16 protein-coding genes are annotated in these 17,789 nt (G+C 56.5%); 4 read left to right on the forward strand and 12 right to left on the reverse strand.

Annotated elements, in window-relative coordinates; translation table 11 throughout:
• Positions 1 to 9 precede the first annotated feature (9 nt).
• From tssC to ES815_RS22325, 3 genes are all read right to left on the reverse strand, one after another.
• Positions 10 to 1,545: a type VI secretion system contractile sheath large subunit gene (gene tssC / locus ES815_RS22315; protein ID WP_142489774.1), complete on the reverse strand. Its 1,536-nt coding sequence runs from the start codon at positions 1,543 to 1,545 to the stop codon at positions 10 to 12.
• 42 nt (positions 1,546 to 1,587) lie between these two features.
• Entirely contained in the window at positions 1,588 to 2,079 is a 492-nt protein-coding gene (gene tssB / locus ES815_RS22320) for a type VI secretion system contractile sheath small subunit (RefSeq protein ID WP_142489775.1), read from the reverse strand.
• Positions 2,080 to 2,453: 374 nt separating this feature from the next.
• On the reverse strand, positions 2,454 to 4,070 hold the full coding sequence (locus ES815_RS22325; protein ID WP_142489776.1) for an ABC transporter substrate-binding protein: 1,617 nt from the start codon (positions 4,068 to 4,070) through the stop codon (positions 2,454 to 2,456).
• A 185-nt stretch (positions 4,071 to 4,255) separates the two neighbouring features.
• Between ES815_RS22325 and mpaA the strand changes: the two genes are divergently transcribed.
• Positions 4,256 to 4,969: a murein tripeptide amidase MpaA gene (gene mpaA / locus ES815_RS22330; RefSeq protein WP_142489777.1), complete on the forward strand. Its 714-nt coding sequence runs from the start codon at positions 4,256 to 4,258 to the stop codon at positions 4,967 to 4,969.
• Here the strand turns inward: mpaA and ycjG are convergent.
• A complete protein-coding gene (ycjG, locus tag ES815_RS22335) occupies positions 4,960 to 5,925 on the reverse strand; it encodes an L-Ala-D/L-Glu epimerase (protein ID WP_142489778.1) in 966 nt (321 codons plus the stop codon). The two genes, mpaA and ycjG, sit on opposite strands and share 10 nt — an antisense overlap.
• Positions 5,926 to 6,030: 105 nt before the next feature.
• Here ycjG and tpx point away from each other — a divergent pair, with 105 nt between their 5' ends.
• Entirely contained in the window at positions 6,031 to 6,537 is a 507-nt protein-coding gene (tpx, locus tag ES815_RS22340; RefSeq protein ID WP_032611112.1) for a thiol peroxidase, read from the forward strand.
• Between the two features lie 108 nt (positions 6,538 to 6,645).
• On the opposite strand, the gene ES815_RS22345 is transcribed toward tpx, so the two are convergent.
• Entirely contained in the window at positions 6,646 to 7,797 is a 1,152-nt protein-coding gene (locus ES815_RS22345; protein ID WP_197090524.1) for a XylR family transcriptional regulator, read from the reverse strand.
• 241 nt (positions 7,798 to 8,038) lie between these two features.
• Here ES815_RS22345 and ES815_RS22350 point away from each other — a divergent pair, with 241 nt between their 5' ends.
• The gene (locus ES815_RS22350; protein ID WP_142489780.1) at positions 8,039 to 10,786 is read left to right on the forward strand and encodes a nucleoside hydrolase-like domain-containing protein; all 2,748 of its coding nucleotides are present in this window, start codon (positions 8,039 to 8,041) and stop codon (positions 10,784 to 10,786) included.
• Positions 10,787 to 10,839: 53 nt separating this feature from the next.
• Here the strand turns inward: ES815_RS22350 and tyrR are convergent, their stop codons facing one another.
• The 7 genes from tyrR to pspA all read right to left on the reverse strand — a co-directional run bounded on the left by tyrR (position 10,840) and on the right by pspA (position 16,604).
• Complete coding sequence (tyrR, locus tag ES815_RS22355; protein WP_106993113.1) at positions 10,840 to 12,381, reverse strand: transcriptional regulator TyrR; 1,542 nt, start codon at positions 12,379 to 12,381, stop codon at positions 10,840 to 10,842.
• 128 nt (positions 12,382 to 12,509) lie between these two features.
• Positions 12,510 to 13,559, reverse strand: a complete 1,050-nt coding sequence (locus ES815_RS22360; RefSeq protein ID WP_142489781.1) for a YcjF family protein — start codon at positions 13,557 to 13,559, stop codon at positions 12,510 to 12,512.
• Positions 13,556 to 14,953, reverse strand: coding sequence for a YcjX family protein (locus ES815_RS22365; RefSeq protein ID WP_142489782.1), 1,398 nt, complete (start codon positions 14,951 to 14,953; stop codon positions 13,556 to 13,558). Before ES815_RS22365 ends, ES815_RS22360 begins: the two co-directional genes overlap by 4 nt.
• Before the next feature lie 111 nt (positions 14,954 to 15,064).
• Positions 15,065 to 15,283: a phage shock protein PspD gene (pspD, locus tag ES815_RS22370; protein WP_142489783.1), complete on the reverse strand. Its 219-nt coding sequence runs from the start codon at positions 15,281 to 15,283 to the stop codon at positions 15,065 to 15,067.
• Positions 15,284 to 15,297: 14 nt separating this feature from the next.
• Entirely contained in the window at positions 15,298 to 15,657 is a 360-nt protein-coding gene (gene pspC / locus ES815_RS22375; RefSeq protein ID WP_142489784.1) for an envelope stress response membrane protein PspC, read from the reverse strand.
• Complete coding sequence (pspB, locus tag ES815_RS22380) at positions 15,657 to 15,881, reverse strand: envelope stress response membrane protein PspB (protein WP_142489785.1); 225 nt, start codon at positions 15,879 to 15,881, stop codon at positions 15,657 to 15,659. The genes pspC and pspB overlap by 1 nt, the downstream gene beginning before the upstream one ends.
• Before the next feature lie 54 nt (positions 15,882 to 15,935).
• Positions 15,936 to 16,604 (reverse strand): phage shock protein PspA, encoded by a 669-nt coding sequence (pspA, locus tag ES815_RS22385; RefSeq protein WP_142489786.1) that lies wholly within the window; start codon positions 16,602 to 16,604, stop codon positions 15,936 to 15,938.
• 167 nt (positions 16,605 to 16,771) lie between these two features.
• On the opposite strand from pspA, the gene pspF reads away from it, so the two are divergent.
• The gene (pspF, locus tag ES815_RS22390) at positions 16,772 to 17,749 is read left to right on the forward strand and encodes a phage shock protein operon transcriptional activator (protein ID WP_142489787.1); all 978 of its coding nucleotides are present in this window, start codon (positions 16,772 to 16,774) and stop codon (positions 17,747 to 17,749) included.
• Positions 17,750 to 17,789 lie beyond the last annotated feature (40 nt).

The following is a 17,789-nucleotide window of genomic DNA, read 5'->3' on the forward strand; positions in this document are numbered from 1 at the left end:
GCGCCCGCCTTACGCTTTCGCTTTTGGCATCTGGCTAACCAGCGACAGATTCACATCCATCCCTTCCACCTGGAAGTGCGGTACCGCGTACAGGCGCACGCGGAAGAAGCCCGGGTTGTCCTCAATATCTTCCACTACCACTTTCCCATCGCGCAGCGGATGGGAAGCCTGCAGTTCATCGCCCGGGTCGGTCATTTCGGTCACCAGACCGCGTACCCAGGTGTTGAGTTCCAGCTCCAGCAGGCGACGGTCCTTGGTGGTACCGATGTTTTCACGCTGAATAAGCTTCAGGTAGTGAGCAATACGGGAGAGCAGAAAGATATAGGGCAGACGTGCGTTGATGCGGCTGTTGGCAGTGGCATCGGCGGTGTCGTACAGCGCCGGTTTCTGCGTTGAGTTGGCCGAGAAGAAGCAGGCGTAATCGCGGTTTTTGTAGTACGACAGCGGGATGAAACCGAGATTGGCGAATTCGAACTCGCGGGTTTCCGGGATCATCACTTCGGACGGGATCTTCACCTGGTTGCCGGTACCCAGATCGTACAGATGGATCGGCAGGTCTTTCACTGCGCCACCGGCCTGCGGGCCACGAATCTGCACGCACCAACCGTTGTTGATAAAGCTCTTCACCATATTGGAGGCGAAAGAGAATGACGCGCTGGTCCAGAGGTATTTCTCGTGATCCGGGCCTTTCACCTGTTCAACATAGTTGAAACTGCGCACCGGCACGGTATCCGGGCCGTACGGCAGACGCCCCAGCACGCGCGGCATCACCAGACCTATATAGCGGGAGTCGTCGGTGTCGCGGAAGGATTTCCATTTGATGTACTCGGCACGGTCGAAGTAGTTGCCGATATCTTTAATGGCCGCCACCTCTTCCATCGACTCCTTCAGGAAGAATTTTGGCCCGACGGATCCGATAAACGGCATATGTGCCGCAGCGGAGACTTTGGAGATGTTGCGCAGTAACGCCACATCCTGCGGGCTGGCGTCAAATTCGTAAGAAGAAATCACCGAGCCAATCGGCTCCCCGCCCGGGGTGTCGTACTCAGCGGTATAGGTGTGCCAGTAAAGTCCGCTCTGGATAAGCTCCGGCGCATCTTCGAAGTCCTGGCGCAGGTCATCTTTGGAAACGTCAAGAATTTCGGTTTTTACGTTCTGGCGATAGTCGGTATTGTCCACCAGCTGTTTCAGGCCGCGCCACAGGGATTCTACCTTCTGGAATTCTTCATGGTGCATCACCGCATCCAGCTGGCGGCTGATTTGAAAATCCAGCTCTGCGATATGGTGATCGATCAGCGTTTTATCGAGCTTTTCCACCTGCTGGCCTGATTTAAGGATGCAGTCCATAAACACATGCATCGCAGCCGTCAGGCGCTCGCCCGCAGGCGCATCCGCCAGCGCAGCGTCGTCCAGAAATGCATTAATATCCCCAAGGCTGGACGCTGGGGTGAGGTTGATTTTTTCAAACAGGGAGGCGTAAACGCCCTCTTTTTCAAGTACGGTGGTTTGCCCTTGAGCAGAGCCAGTTTCAGTATTTACAGACATCAGCATATTCCCGGTTAATCCATTAAAAGAGATACCCACGTTTTATTTCGGGGCAAGCGCGCTCATTTCGTCGCGTAATTCCTGAGACAGCGCCGGATCCTTAAGAATTTTCTCGAGCTCTTTTCTGAAAGTGGCGTTATCAAGCAGATTGGATTTTAGATCGCGTAATAAATTACGCATCGCCAGCATGGCGCGAAGCTGAGGAATTTGACGGGCAACCTGTTCGGGCTCGAAATCTTTTATACATGAAAATTGCAGTTGGATATTTTCTTCTGAACCCTCGCCAGCCAGTGTATTCTGTACAGTCAGGTTAATTCCCGGGTTAAATTCTGAAAGTACACTGTCGAAATTATTTTTATTAACGTTAACCTTTTCCCTCTCTGATAACGGCCGTTTTTCTTTGCCATTACTGAAATCACCAACGGTAAGGAGCTTTAGCGGCAGTTCAACTTTCTTTTGCGCGCCCCCCGTATGGAGAGCCAGCTTGAGATTTATACGTGCCCTGGGCACTTCATTCTGAAATGTATCAGCCATAGCAGTCCCTTTTCCTTAAGGAATAGTTATTAAGTAAAACTACATTTGTTTGCAGAGGCGATATTAGAACAAGTAATTACATGTAATCAACTAACTCTTGGTCCAAAAGTAGACTTCCATCAAACAGTTAACTTTAATTCCTGTCAGTGAGTAATATTAAACAATAATTATGTATTTGCGAGGCGAATACCATATCAATACTCAATCTATGCTTTAATAAATATCGATGGGTAATTATGATTTTTACAGAAAGGATAATAACGTAAAATTAGAGCTACGGTAGATTCTTGCATAATTCTAAATCAGATAAAAACTGGCGCTGCAATTCGCGCCAGTTCCGGTTATAGCATCCGTTATAAGGAAAACATACTCTATCAATGCTTCTCGATATAGATGGTGCGACTGTATGCCACATCTTCCGGGTTGTTAATCGGATACCCTTTCACCCAGGGTTTGATTAAGCGCCCGTTGGTGTACTGATAGATCGGCGCAATCGGCGCTTTTTCCGCGAGGATTTTCTCCGCCGTATTGTAATCCGCGTTGCGGGCCTTCGCGGTGGTCTCCAGCGACGCCTGATTGATCACCTTGTCATACGCCGGATCGTTGAAGCGGGAAATATTGCCGGTATGCGTGGAGGTCAGCAACGAGAGGAAGGTCGAGGGCTCATTGTAATCTCCCACCCACGAGGCGCGGATCACATCGAAATTGCCGGTGTTACGACTGTCGATATAGGTTTTCCACTCCTGGTTTTGCAGCTTCACATCGACGCCGAGATTCTTTTTCCACATCGAGGCCACCGCGATGGCGATCTTCTGGTGGTTTTCCGAGGTATTGTACAGCAGCGTCAGTTTCAGTGGTTTCTGTGCATTGTAGCCCGCCGCCTGTAGCAGCGTTTTGGCCTGCGCGTTCATCTCCTCCTGGCTCATCTGCTCAAAGGGTGATGGCTCCGGCGTAAAGCCTGCGGTCACGTCCGGGGTGAAGTGCCATGCCGGTTTTTCGCCGGTGCCCAACACTTTCTCAGCCATGATCCGCCGATCGATGGTCATGCTCAGCGCCAGGCGCACCCGGGCATCCGCCGTCGGGCCTTTCTGGGTATTAAAGGCGTAATAGTAGGTGCCCAGCTGCGGCGGGGTATAAACCTGCCCCGGTATGTCCTTCAGCAGCTTCTGGTAGAGGTTTTTCGGGAATGATTCGGTGATATCGATATCGTCCGCCAGGTAGCGCTTGGTGGCAGACGACTCCTGGTTGATCGGGATAAAGGTCACTTTCTGCAGCACCGTTTTATCGTTATCCCAGTAATGGGTGTTGCGCTCGACGACCAGCTTCTCGTTAACCACCCGGTCTTTCAGAATGTATGCGCCATTGCCCACCAGCGTACCCGGACGGGTCCACTCCGCGCTGCTCTCAACGTTGGCTTTTTGTACCGGATAGAAGGCGAAGCTTGCAGTGAGATTGGCAAACCACGGCAGCGGTTTATCCAGCTGGACGCGCAGAGTTCGGCTATCTACCGCAGTCACGCCGAGCTTATCCGGCGTGGTCTTGCCGTCGATAATGGCCTGGGCATTGCCGATCCCGGCCAGCGCCGCAAACCAGGCAAACGGCGACGTGGTTTTCGGATCGACCAGACGCTGCCAGCTGTAGACAAAATCCTGTGCGGTGACGGGGGTGCCGTCAGACCATTGGGCATTCTCACGCAGGGTAAAGGTCCAGGCACGGTTATCGTTACTCTGCCAGCGGGTGGCAACGCCCGGCACCAGCTCCCCTTTTTCATTCTGGTTGACGAGACCTTCGAACAGATCGCGGATCACCTGAATTTCGGGCAGTCCCACCGCTTTGGCGGGATCCAGTGACGCCGGTTCATCTTTAATATGACGCACCAGCTCCTGCTTTGATGCCAGCGTCGTCCCGGAGGGAACATCCGCAGCAAAGGAATAAGAAGAGAGGCCACACAACCACAAGGCAGAACAAATCAACGAAACCGGATGCTTCATGAGATCCCCTTTGAAATGATGGGTAACGAGCAGATGCGTAATTATTTGTTTCTGAACAGGGAAATGCAAACAACTTCCATCGGAAAGTTGATATCTGCCGGTTTTGCCCTGGAGCTGAAACTATTTGATTAACCGTGTGTTTTGCACAACACTGCCAGTAGTATAACTTTGATTCAGGAACGTCTATGTCCCTTACTCGTCCAAGAACGGAACGTGGCGCTTTCCCGCCGGGAACCGAACACTATGGCCGTTCATTCCTCGGCGCGCCCTTGATCTGGTTCCCTGCGCCACAGGCCGATCGCCACAGCGGCCTGATCATCGCCGGAACTCACGGGGATGAAAACTCATCAATTGTGACCCTCTCCTGCGCCCTGCGCACCCTGGCCCCGGAGTTGCGTCGCCACCATGTGGTGTTAACCGTCAACCCGGACGGCTGTCAGCTGGGACTGCGCGCCAACGCTCGCGGAGTGGACCTGAACCGTAACTTCCCGGCGGCCAACTGGCGGGAAGGCGAGACGGTCTACCGCTGGAACAGTGCGGCACAGGATCGGGATGTGGTATTGCTGACCGGCGAAAAGCCCGGTTCGGAACCGGAAACGGAGGCGCTATGTCACCTGATCCACAAACTGCATCCGGCCTGGGTGGTGTCATTTCACGATCCGCTGGCCTGCATTGAAGATCCCGCGCACAGCGCGCTGGGAAGCTGGCTGGCGGATGCCTTTTCGCTGCCGTTGGTGACCAGCGTCGGCTATGAAACGCCGGGCTCTTTCGGTAGCTGGTGCGCTGATTTAAGCCTGCACTGCATCACCGCCGAGTTCCCGCCGATCTCGTCCGACGAGGCCAGCGAGAAATACCTGAGAGCGATGACCGATCTGCTGCGCTGGGAACCTCAGAGATGAACCATGCCGGTGGTGTAATGCAGCGCCGGTGAGACGTCCACCGCCAGCCAGGTCGGACCGTCAAGATCGGCAAACTGCACCTCGCCCGCCAGCGGCAAAGCCGCATTAATGGCGCGTGATGTGCAGAGCATACAGCCGAGCATCAGCGCAAAACCCTGCTGACGCGCCTCGGCAGCCAGCGCCAGCGCTTCGGTGATCCCCCCGGTTTTATCCAGCTTCATATTCACCATCTCGTAGCGTCCTTTCAGGACGGGAAGGCTCTCACGTGTATGGCAGCTTTCGTCGGCGCAGATGGGTAGCGGGTGAATGAAATTTGCCAGCGCGGCATCGTCACCCGCAGGCAGGGGTTGCTCGAGCATGGCAACATCCAGATCCGCCAGTAGCTGACAGCGGGCAGCCAGTCCTTCGCTGCGCCAGGATTCGTTAGCATCGACAATCAGCGTGGCTTCTGGTACGGCGGCGCGAATGGCAACCATCCGCTCGCTGATGAGATGATCGTCCAGCTTCACTTTCAGCAGGCGCGCCCCGGCGGCATACAGGGCTTTGGCGCTGGCGGCCATCTGTGCGGGTTCGCCAATCACTACCGTCTGGGCGGTCACCAGCGTTTGCGGCAGCGTCATCCCGGCAAGGGCGGCCAGCGGGATCCCCTGCTGGCGCGCGGCCAAATCCCACAGGGCGCAGTCAATGGCATTGCGCGCCGCACCGGGCGGCAACAGGGCCTGTAGCGCTTCCCGGCTGAGCCCCCGCTCCAGCTCCGGTGCCAGCGCCATGATCTGCGCCATCACCGAGGCGATACTTTCACCATACCGCGGATAAGGGGTACATTCCCCTACGCCTTTGACACCCTCTTCCTCTATTTCGACCACCACCACGCAGGCCTCGCTCCGGGTTCCCCGGGAGATCACAAAGGGTGTATGCAGTGGCCAGGCTTCTTCATAAACCTTGAGGGTTCTCATCACTTACTCCTGTATAGCGGCTTCGCGTAAATAGGGTTTGCTGTGTTATTGGCTGATGACATACACTAGCGGCGACGTTAACTATATGTAAACAGGAAGATAACTATGTCACAACTCGTTCATTTCCAGGGCAACCCGGTTTCTGTTGCAGGATCCATTCCTCAGACTGGCAGCAAAGCGCAGGCGTTTACGCTCGTGGCAAAAGATCTGTCTGACGTCGTGCTGAGCCAGTTTGCCGGCAAGCGTAAAGTGCTGAACATTTTCCCAAGCATCGATACCGGCGTGTGTGCCGCATCTGTGCGTAAATTCAACCAGCTGGCGACAGAAATGGACAACACCGTTGTGCTGTGCATCTCCGCCGACCTGCCGTTCGCCCAGTCCCGTTTCTGCGGTGCCGAAGGCCTGAGCAACGTTATTACCCTTTCCACCCTGCGTAACCCGGAATTCCTGGAGCAGTACGGTGTGGGCATCGCTGAAGGCGCCCTGAAAGGCCTCGCTGCTCGCGCAGTTGTCGTGATCGACGAAAACGACACCGTCGTGTTCAGCCACCTGGTGAATGAAATCACCACCGAGCCGGACTATGCTGCTGCGCTGGAAGCGCTGAAAGCATAAAAAAGCCTTCTGCGGCGCTGACTCCACACGCGAGCCAGCTCAGCACAAAGCGACATGGCATGAGCCCGGAGAAGCATGGGCTCATGCCATTCATCTGGCAATATAGCTCTAAAGCAACCCTGCACAACGCGCCTTTCGATACTCCACCGGCGTACATCCCATTTCCCGGCGATAAACAGAATACATGTACTGAAGCGACGTAAAGCCGCTTTGCATAGCCACATCTGAATAACTCAGGTTAGTCTCGCTCAGCAAATGTTGAGAGCGTTCAAGCCTGAAGCTCAGTAATTCGTCGTGCAAAGTCTTTCCGAGTGTACGCATAAAGTGCATGTCCAGCGTCGCACGGGAACAGCCCACATGCTCTGCGACCTGAGCCGCCTTAATCCCCAGACTGCCGAACTGGCGGATAAAATAGCGTGCACGCAAAATATAGGTATTCATTATAGAGCTATGCCGGGTAGACGCCTGGGCATTCACCCCCTCGGGTCGCACCACCATATGCCTCTCGCGCAGCGGGGTGCCCGTCAGCTGCCGGTGCAGCATCTTCGCGGCGGTACGCCCCATCTGGTGGGTGCCCTGAGCGACCGAGCTAATGGCAATACGGCTGAGGCTACGCAGCAGCGGATCGTCATCAATACCGATAATGGCGACTTCTTCCGGCACGGCGTAGCCTGCTATAGAACACGCCTGCAGCACCTGCCTGGCCCGGGAGTCAGTCACCGCAATAATGCCAATGGGTTTAGGTAGCCTGTCCAGCCAGCGTGCTAAATCTTCAAGAATGTTTTGCCACACCAGGGCGTGTGTCGGGATCCCTTCAAAAATCTCCGCCTGGTGTCCGTCCGCCTCCACAAACTGGCGAAAGGCGCGGGCCCGCTCCACCGCCCAGGGATTCATAATCGTCGACTCGATGGAGTAACAGGCAAATCGCGGCAGTCCCATGTCGATCAAATGCTGATAGGCAAGCCTTACCAGTTCAACGTTATCAGAGGCCACATAAGAAAGGGAGCGGATCGCAGGACTGTTCATCTGCCAGGTGCCGCCAATACCGACCACCGGCATATCCACTTTCGTCAGCAGTGAGGTGAGCATCGGGTCGTCGAAATCAGCGATGACGCCATCCCCCTTCCATTCGAGCAGACTGGCTGGCGAAGAGCGAAAATCTTCCTCAAGGAGGAAATCCCAGTGGATCCGCGTCGATTTCATGTACTCGCAGATGCCCTCAATAATGCTCCTGCCATAGCGCCCTTTGGCCTTCAGCATGAGTGCAACCCGAAACATGTCATGTTTTCGCGACGCCATGGCGTGATCTCTGAACAGTGAGCGAAACACCACCCTATCACAAGCCGATCGACGGCTGAACAGGTATTCTTGCAGTTAACTTCATGTAATTAAAAATTAAATGAGCAATTTAGAAAAATCATAAACCGGTTTTGCACCAGACTTATGCCAGGCTGCTTTTCATCCCTGAAGTGTCATAACTATAAAAACCTCTGGAGGAAATGTGGCTGCTCTGAAACTGAAAACAAAAGGACGGCGTATTTTTATGTCGCTGGTGATGCCCTTAATGGTCGTCGTTTATGATGCGCACGGCCAGGCCAGCGCCGCGGTTGGCTCGTCAGCCAGCATCGTAACGCCCAAACCGCGTGTGATCGTCTCCACGGATATTGGCGGAACGGATTTCGACGATTATCAGTCGCTTGTTCACCTGCTCATGTATGCGGACGCCATGCAGCTGGAGGGGCTAATCTCTTCGCCCTGGGGCCCGGTGCGTAATCGCGTGACTGAAATCCTGAAGACAATCGATCGGTACGCACAGGATTACCCGAACCTGAAAACCTGGTCTGCCGATTATCCGACTCCGGATTATCTGCGGTCAATTACCCGTCAGGGCGGGATGGACTCTGCGCCTCCCGACGGTTTTAGCCAGCCCACCGATGGCTCGAAGCTCATTATTGAAGCGGCAAAGCGCCCTGACCCCCGTCCCCTCTGGATCCTGGTCTGGGGAGGAATTGACGATCTGGCGCAAGCCCTGCACGACGACCCGACCATCAAACAGAAGATTCGCGTCTACTATATCGGCGGACCGAACAAGAAATGGTCTACTTCTGCGTATAATTACATCGTCCGGCATCACCCGGATCTGCACATCATTGAAAACAACGCCACCTACCGCGGCTGGTTCACGGGAGGGGATCAACGCAATGGCGTCGATGGTGCCACTTTCGTGGCAAAACATCTGAAAGGCCACGGCGCGCTTGGCGATTTCTTTAACGCTTATGGCGATGGCCAGCTCAAAATGGGCGATACCCCGTCGGTGGCTTATGTTCTTGGCCCCAACCCTGAAGAACCCACCCAGGAAAGCAAAGGTGGAGGACGGTTCGTGCGGGCATGGGATCGCCCGATGTACAGTTTTAACGCCACGCCCACCGCTGCCGATGTGGTGGAAACCTACGGTCTGGTTGAGCTGATCGTTCATCCCGACGGCCGTGCGCCTGCGGGGACTAAGGCAGAGCTGGTAGTACCCACCTCCGCCTCGGCAAGCGATCGCTTCCCTGGCTTTGCGGCAGCGGATGGAAGCTGGCACTTCCGTTTTGTCTCCAAAGCCTCGCAAACGTGGAAATACACCATTGCGTCAAACTGGCCCAGCCTTGCAGACCCGATTGGCGGCAGCTTCACTTCAGTTCCTCCTGCGGCTTCCCGGGCGACGCAGCCCTCCGCCCGCTATCCAAACTGGTGGACAGACAATCCCGATCCCGCCCTGAGCGAGGACGTGGCCCCCTTTGGCCCTCAGCACGGGATTAAGACCATAAACCAGTGGCGAGCGACCTATCTGGCCGACTTTGCAGCACGTGCCGACCGGCTGCTGCCTTCTTCGTCTGCAGCAAAAGAGGCCAAACAACGCCTGTTTGTGTTGACAGACATTGGTGACGATCCGGATGACCAGATGTCAATGGTGCGTTTGATGACCTACGCCAACCAGATGAACATCGAAGGGCTGGTCGCCACCTCGACAGGCAAAAATAAAGATCAGGTTGAGCCTGAACGCATCGTCGCCATCGTTAAGGGCTACGGCCAGGTTCGTGACAACCTGGAGCGTCACGAGCCAGGTTTCCCGTCTGCGGAGGCGCTGCTTAAAACCGTTGCCCAGGGATTACCCATCCACAATATGGCTGCGGTGGGCGAAGGCAAAGACTCGACGGGATCCGAGCTGCTGATTAAGGCCGTTGATCGCCAGGACGATCGTCCTTTGTGGGTTGCGGTCTGGGGCGGCCCGAACGTTCTCGCGCAGGCGCTCTGGAAAGTACGTCACACCCGCACAGCGGAGCAACTCGAACAATTTGTTGCCAAACTTCGTGTCTATGCCATCTCCGATCAGGATGACAGCGGCCCGTGGATACGCAAAGAATTCCCGTCGCTGTTTTATATCGTCTCACCGGGTCAGAACGCCGGAGGCGGCTTCCACTACGCAACCTGGATAGGTATTGGCGGCGACTATTTTCATGGTCGTTTTGCCGGAGCCGATTATCAGTTGGTGACCAACGAATGGCTGGATAAAAACGTGCGCAGCAAAGGGCCGTTAGGCGCAGAATATCCGCGCTGGAAGTTTATGATGGAGGGCGACACGCCTTCATTTTTAAACCTCATCAATAATGGCTTATCGGATCCTGAGCATCCGGAGTGGGGTGGCTGGGGTGGTCGCTACGAGCTTTACACGCCACATAAAGAGAGATGGTTTATGGCGCAGGAGACACGCCCGATCTGGACCAATACGCAGGATGAAGTGCTGGGGTTTGATAACCGCTGGCATACCACCAACCATGCGACAATCTGGCGCTGGCGCGGCGCGTATCAAAATGATTTTGCCGCCCGAATGGACTGGACCGTTAAGCCCTACAGTGAGGCGAATCACCCGCCGGTGCCGAAGCTCGATCATCCTGCCACCCTAACGGTGAAAAAAGGCGAACGCGTGCAACTCAGCGCGGTAGGTTCAAGCGATCCCGACGGGGATGCCCTCTCATATGAGTGGTTTGCCTACGCAGAGGCAGGAACGCGGGTGCTGTCGAACGCGGCAACCGGCATTATGTTAGACATTAAAAATGCCGACCAGCCGAAAGCCTGGTTCGATGTGACCGACGCCCGGGTGATGCCACCGGGAACCGGTACGATGCATATCATTCTGGCGGTCACCGATCATGGTACGCCGCGCTTAACCCGCTACAAGCGAGTGATTGTTAACGTTGAGCCATAAATACCCGCGTGGCAGGCATTATGCCTGCCACGTCAGTTCGGTTCAGAGGCAGATTACTCGTCACCTTTCTTCTGGCTCAGACCGTACTCGCGCAACTTATTGGCGATGGCGGTATGAGAAACGCCCAGCCGTTTCGCCAGCTTACGCGTGCTGGGATAGTTACGATAGAGCTGCGTCAGGACCGAGCGTTCAAAGCGGCTGGTAATGTCATCCAGCGACCCTTCCATCGCCTCTTCGCCCACCGCCACCGTACCGGCGTCGTAATCGGGCAGTAAAATATCCTGCGGCCGCAGCTCATAGCCTTCAAGCTGGGTCAGCGCCCGATAGATCGCATTTTTCAGCTGGCGGATATTCCCCGGCCAACCGTAACGGGTAAGCACCGTATTGAGATCGGCCGAAAACTTCGGTCGAGGAATGCCCTGCTCATCGGCAAAGCGCGCCACAAAGAGTTCGGTCAGCGGCATGATGTCCTGCGGACAATCGCGCAGCGGCGGGATATTCAGCGTCAGCACGTTGAGACGATAATAGAGATCTTCGCGGAAGACGCCCTTCTGCACCAGCTCTACCAGGTTCTTCTGGGTAGCGCAGATCACGCGTACATCCACATGCACCTCATGATCTTCACCCACGCGACGGAAAGTGCCGTCGTTAAGGAAACGCAGCAGCTTGGCCTGCATCCGCGGCGACATTTCGCCAATCTCATCCAGCAGCACCGAGCCGCCGTTGGCCTGCTCAAAGAAGCCTTTTTTGCCTTCCGGGGCGTGACCGAACAGCTCGCTTTCGACGGCATCCTCCGGGATAGAGGCGCAGTTCAGCGCCAGGTAAGGTTTAGCCGCGCGCGGCCCCGCCTGATGTACCGCATGGGCCAGCAGATCTTTGCCGGTTCCGGTATCACCGGTGATAAGCAAAGGTGCCGCCAGATTGGCCAGCTTGCGGGCCTGCTCTACCACGTGACGCATTTTCGGGCTGACGGCAATAATCTGGCTGAAAGCGCCGACATCCTGACTCGACAGGTTTTGCAGCTGACGTCCCATGCGCACGGTGGAGCGCAGCATAATCACCGAGCCGGTCAGGGTGCGGTCGTCGTTATCGCCCTGCAGGTAAACCGGGGTGATCTCCATCAGGAAATTCTGCCCGTTGATGATCACATGCTCGCTGTGGGTTGACCGCGGATTGCTCTCCAGCCAGCGCTGGAAGTTGAAACCGGGGATCAGCTGGGCGGCATTGTGACTGCTCAGCTTGTCCTGCTCCTGGGCAAACAGCTGACAGCTCGCCAGGTTGGCCCGGTCAATTTTACCTTTCAGATCCAGAGATAAGAACGGCTCAGGCATCGCTTCCAGCAGCGCGCTCAGGGCCAGATGCTCGCGCTCGGAGGGCATCCAGGGCACGGTGCGCACGTCCGTAACGCCAGCGATACGGCGGATTTCAGCCATTAAGCTGCTGAATGTATCGAATGCAATTTCGGCAAAGTTCAGGTAAATCTTCCCGATAGGGTCGATCTCAATGCCGCGCAGATCAATGCTACGTAAAACAAGGAGATCGAGTAACTCGCGAGTCAGGCCGAGACGGTCCTTACAAAACACTTCCAGACGCATGGGAAAATCACTCTATAAGCCAGTAACCCTGAAATGATAAGCCAGATATCGGCGATCGGGAAGAAGGCTGTCAACAAATATTGACAGCCTGTGAAGCGAGTGGCGGAATTATGTGCGAGAAGGAAGAGCTACTGCGGTTTTTTGTTGAGCGTTTCTTTCAGCTGGCCGATTAATTCCCGGCGGAAATCGCCCAGCCGTGGTTTATCGTCCGCTGTCCACGGCAGAGGACGGCACAGCTCCATCGCTTTGATTCCCAGCCGTGCGGTCAGCAGTCCGGCACCAATCCCCTGGGCTGCGCGGGCCGACAGACGTGCGGCCAGATCCTGTGACATCCAGTCCATTCCCACCTCGCGCACCACCTCGCTGGCGCCGGCGAAGGCCATATTAAGCAGCACCAGGCGGAACAGACGCAGGCGGCTGTAATAGCCCAGCTCAATGCCGTACAGGGTGGCGATGCGGTTAATCAGACGCAGGTTGCGCCAGGCGATAAAGGCCATATCCACCAGCGCCAGCGGGCTGACGGCGATCATCAGGGTCGACTCTGCCGCCGAGCGGCTGATCTCCCGCCGCGCCTGACTGTCGAGCACCGGCTGGACCAGATGGGCATACAGCGAGACCACCTCCCGGTCGTTCTGGGTTTCATGGATCGCGGCATACCAGCGCTGCAGCGCCGGATGCGACTGATCGAGCCCGGCCTGCTTCGCCAGTTTTTCGCAAAACGCCCGTCCGTTGCCGGTGCCGTGGCTGTGGAGCAGATCCCGGGCTTCGTCACGCTCGTGCGCGCGCTGGCGCAGTCGCCACAAGCGTCGCCATTCGGTAGCGACAGAACCCACGCCCGCCCCGACGATCAGCGCCCCGGCCGCACAGCCGCCCAACGCCACCCAGTCCTGGGTCTGCCAGGCATTGATCGCCCACTGCACGCCCTGCCCCACCACCGTGACGCCGGTCAGCAGCAATCCGGCGCTGACCATTTTACGCCACAGGCTGCGTTTGGGCCGCAGGGCAGCCTCCACCACGGCCTCGGCCTGCCCCTCTTCGGCGGGGAGCATATCGGTTACCACCGGGGCAAACTGTTCTGCCTGAGTCGTATCAAAAGTCTGCGCCGCCTTAAAGGCCTCATGCTGTTCCTGCTCCAGCGTACCGTTAAAATCCATGCGCGGTTTTAAGGGTTCGGTCATCGCAATTTATCTCCAATTAAAAACTCCAGCGCGGCATCGAGGCGAATGTGCGGCAGCGGCTGGTCAACATTCATTGTCTGCGGACGGAAAGCTTCGAACTGGAAGCCCTGCTTTTGCCAGAACGCCTGGCCGGGCAGCCGGGCGGGCACCTCGCCGGGATAGACCGTCAGCGGAGAGCCATCGCTCAGTCGATGGCCGCGCAGCGCCGGGATTTTATCGCCATTGACGTCTATCAAGCCGCTCTGGGTAGCCTGCACCGATGCCAGCCCCAGACAGTCCATGCTGATGCCTTCAAACGCCGCGTTCTGCCAGGCATCCTGAACCAGCTGTTGCAGGAGCGACACCATATTGGCGTGCTGATCCACCGTGACGTGATCCGCCTTGGTCGCGGCAAAGAGCAGTTTATCGATCACCGGGGAGAACAGACGGCGGAACAGCGTGCGCTGCCCGTAGTGGAAGCTCTGCATCAATTGGGTAAGCGCGAGACGCATGTCGTTGAAGGCCTGCGGCCCGCTGTTGAGCGGCTGCAGGCAATCCACCAGCACGATCTGGCGGTCGAAGCGTAAAAAGTGGTTGGTGTAAAACCCCTTCACCACTTTTTCGCAGTAGTAGTTGAAACGCTCGCGCAGCATCCCGGCGTTGGTGTATTTATCCGCCTGGGCCAACTTCGATTCCCCAAAGGCATCCACGTCCGGCCAGGGGAAGAATTGCAGCGCCGGGGCGCCCGCCATATCCCCTGGCAGCACAAAGCGGCCCGGCTGGATAAAGTGCAGCCCCTCTTTTTTGCATTGATGCAGATAATCGGTCCAGGCCTCCGAGATGGCTGCCAGCCGGTTTTCGTCGGCGGGTGCCAGCGGATCCAGCCCCTCGCACAGCGTGCGCCAGTGGGCTGACCACTCTGCGCGCTGCCCCTGCAGCAGGCCGGTCATCTGCCGCGACCAGCTGAGGTAATCCTGAGTCAGCATCGGCAGATCGAGCAGCCATTCGCCAGGATAATCGACGATCTCCAGATAGAGGGTGGAAGTCTCTTTAAAGTGGCGCAGCAGCGAATCGTTGGAGCGATAGCGCAGCGCCAGGCGGATCTCGCTCACCCCGCGGGTCGGCGTCGGCCAGGTGGGCGGCGAGCCATACAGCTGGGCCAGCCCTTCATCGTAAGTAAAACGAGGAATGCCAAAATCGCGCTGCGGCACGCGCTTCACACCAAGCAGGCGCTCTTCGCGCACGGTGCTCAGCAGGGGTAAACGCGCCCCGGCATGCAGATTAAGCAGTTGGTTGACCATTGCCGTGATAAAGGCGGTTTTGCCGCTGCGGCTCAGTCCGGTGACCGCCAGGCGCAAATGACGGTCAACCCCACGATTAACCAGAGAATTGAGTTCATTTTTAAGTCGCTTCATCGCCATCCTGTTCTGCCTGAAGGAATTATTGTTCTGAGAAATATGACATGGGGACAAGGAGAAGGGAATAAAAGTGCCGCAACGGCACGTCCAGCGCTGTGCCGTTGCGGTCTATTTCAGTTTACCGGAAAGACGGTTGGCGAGCTTTTTCAGCATCGGTTCCAGCGCCACCGCAAGCAGCATGCGGACGGGTTTGCGGGCGACAGATTTGATCGCCCACCCCGCCACGCCCGCCGGGCCGTACCGCAGTGCGGTCAGTAAAACCAGCTTTCCTGCAAATTTCAGGCCCGGCTTAACCTGCTGCCCGGCACGTTGCCAGCGTTGATTCATATCAGGTCTCTCAGTTAAAGCTGACGAAAACGGCTTCGCAGCGAGAAGGTATCAGAGGTGACATACCGCTCCATCTCACGCAGGCGTTGTTCACCTGCCGACAGTTGGGCATCCACCGCGTCCAGCAGTTCACTGCTGGTGGGGGCATTTTCATCGCCCATCGCGCTGTCCGGCATCGGATCCAGCACAAAGGATAAAATGATGTAGGCCACCAGGGTAATAAACGCCAGGCCAAAGAAGATGGAGAGCACCGTTACCACGCGCACCAGCTTCACCGGCACGTCGAGGTAGTGAGCCAGCCCGGCGCAGACGCCGCGCACCATCCCCTGCTGGGGGATACGCCACAATTTTTTGTTCAGGTTCAGTCCAGCCATTAGCGATCCCTCCAGTTCGGATGTTCCGCATCCAGGATGGCTTCCAGCGCCTGAATACGTTCACGCATTTTATTTGCGTCCAGGATTAACTGCGCCAGGCGCTGTTGTTCACTTTGCGACAGCTCACTCCGGGAGGAACGGTTGCTGTAATGCAGCCACAGCCAGATCGGCAACACAAACAGCACGAAAATGGTCAGCGGAATGGCAAGAAAAAGCGCGCTCATGTCTACTCCTTGTCTTACGATGAGTGGCGGCGCCAGCCGGCGCCGCAGGTATTATTATTGATTGTCTTGTTTCATTCTGGCCTTCAGCGCGGCCAGTTGCTCGCTGATTTCATCATCGGCTTTCAGATCGGCAAACTGCTGATCCAGGGTCTTCTGTTTGCCAAAGCTGTGGCTTTCTGCTTCGGCTTCCATCTGATCGATACGGCGCTCAAACGACTCGAAACGGGCCATGGCTTCGTCAATCTTGCCGCTATCAAGCTGACGGCGCACGTCGCGTGAAGAGCTGGCGGCCTGGTGACGCAGCGTCAGAGCCTGCTGGCGGGCGCGGGTTTCGCTCAGTTTGTTCTCCAGCTCCGCAATCTCTTTTTTCATGCGGGCCAGGGTTTCGTCCACCAGCGTGACTTCCTGCTCCAGCGTGGCCACGATGTCGGTCAGCTTCTGCTTTTCGATCAGCGCAGAGCGGGCCAGATCGTCTTTGTCTTTACGCAGCGCCAGTTCGGCTTTTTCCTGCCATTCGTTCTGCTGGGCAGTGGCCTGTTCAATGCGGCGTGAGAGCTGCTTTTTCTCAGCCAGCGCACGGGCAGAGGTGGAGCGCACTTCGACCAGCGTATCTTCCATCTCCTGAATCATCAGACGCACCAGCTTCTGCGGATCTTCTGCCTTTTCAAGCAGCGAGTTGATGTTGGCGTTCACGATGTCGGCAAAACGAGAAAAAATACCCATAATTGAATCCTCACATTTTCTGTTATCGGGCTAAGCCCTGCTGCTTAGCTAATACAAATCCCGTGCCAACTTTTTATCTTATTGATTTTACGCAAGGTGATTGCTTTTTCGCCCGTTCCACCCTACTCTCGCTTAGTGAATCACACCAATAAATGGTTAATTTCATCATGGCTGAATTTAAAGATACCTTATTAGGGGAAGCCAACAGCTTTCTCGAAGTGCTGGAGCAGGTTTCAAGGCTGGCACCGCTGAACAAACCGGTGTTGATTATCGGCGAGCGCGGCACCGGGAAAGAGCTGATAGCCAACCGCCTGCACTATTTATCCGGGCGCTGGGACGGGCCTTTCATCTCCCTGAACTGCGCCGCGCTGAATGAAAATCTGCTCGATACCGAACTGTTCGGTCACGAGGCTGGCGCTTTTACCGGGGCGCAACGTCGTCATCCCGGCCGCTTCGAGCGCGCAGACGGCGGCACGCTGTTCCTCGATGAGCTGGCTACCGCCCCGATGCTGGTGCAGGAAAAGCTGCTGCGCGTCATAGAGTATGGCGAGCTGGAGCGCGTGGGCGGCAGTCAGCCGCTACAGGTAAATGTGCGGCTGGTGTGCGCTACCAACGCTAATTTGCCGGAGATGGTGGAGCAGGAGCGGTTTCGCGCCGACCTGCTGGATCGGCTGGCGTTTGACGTCGTCAACCTGCCCCCGCTGCGCGAGCGGCGCAGCGATATTATGCTGCTGGCGGAGCAGTTTGCCATCCAGATGTGTCGTGAGCTGGGGCTACCGCTGTTCCCTGGCTTTAGCCAGCGCGCCCGCGAAACGCTGCTCGATTACCGCTGGCCGGGCAATATCCGTGAGCTGAAGAACGTGGTTGAGCGTTCCGTCTATCGCCACGGCAGCAGCGAAACCGAGCTCGATGAGATTGTGATCGATCCCTTCAATCGTTCCACACCATCCCCTGTCGCTCAGCCCCACGCCACGGCTTCGCCCACCCTGCCGCTGGATTTGCGCCAGTTCCAGCAGACGCAGGAAAAGCAGCTACTGGAGCAGAGCCTGCGGCAGGCAAAATTTAATCAGAAACGCGCGGCTGAGCTGCTGGGTCTTACCTATCATCAACTCAGGGCATTGCTCAAAAAGCATCAAATGCGCTGACAATATCAGCACTTATCCGCAGACATTTTTACGAAGCAGG

The sequence above is a fragment of the Leclercia adecarboxylata genome (assembly GCF_006874705.1).
GTDB classification, from domain to species: domain Bacteria; phylum Pseudomonadota; class Gammaproteobacteria; order Enterobacterales; family Enterobacteriaceae; genus Enterobacter; species Enterobacter adecarboxylatus_C.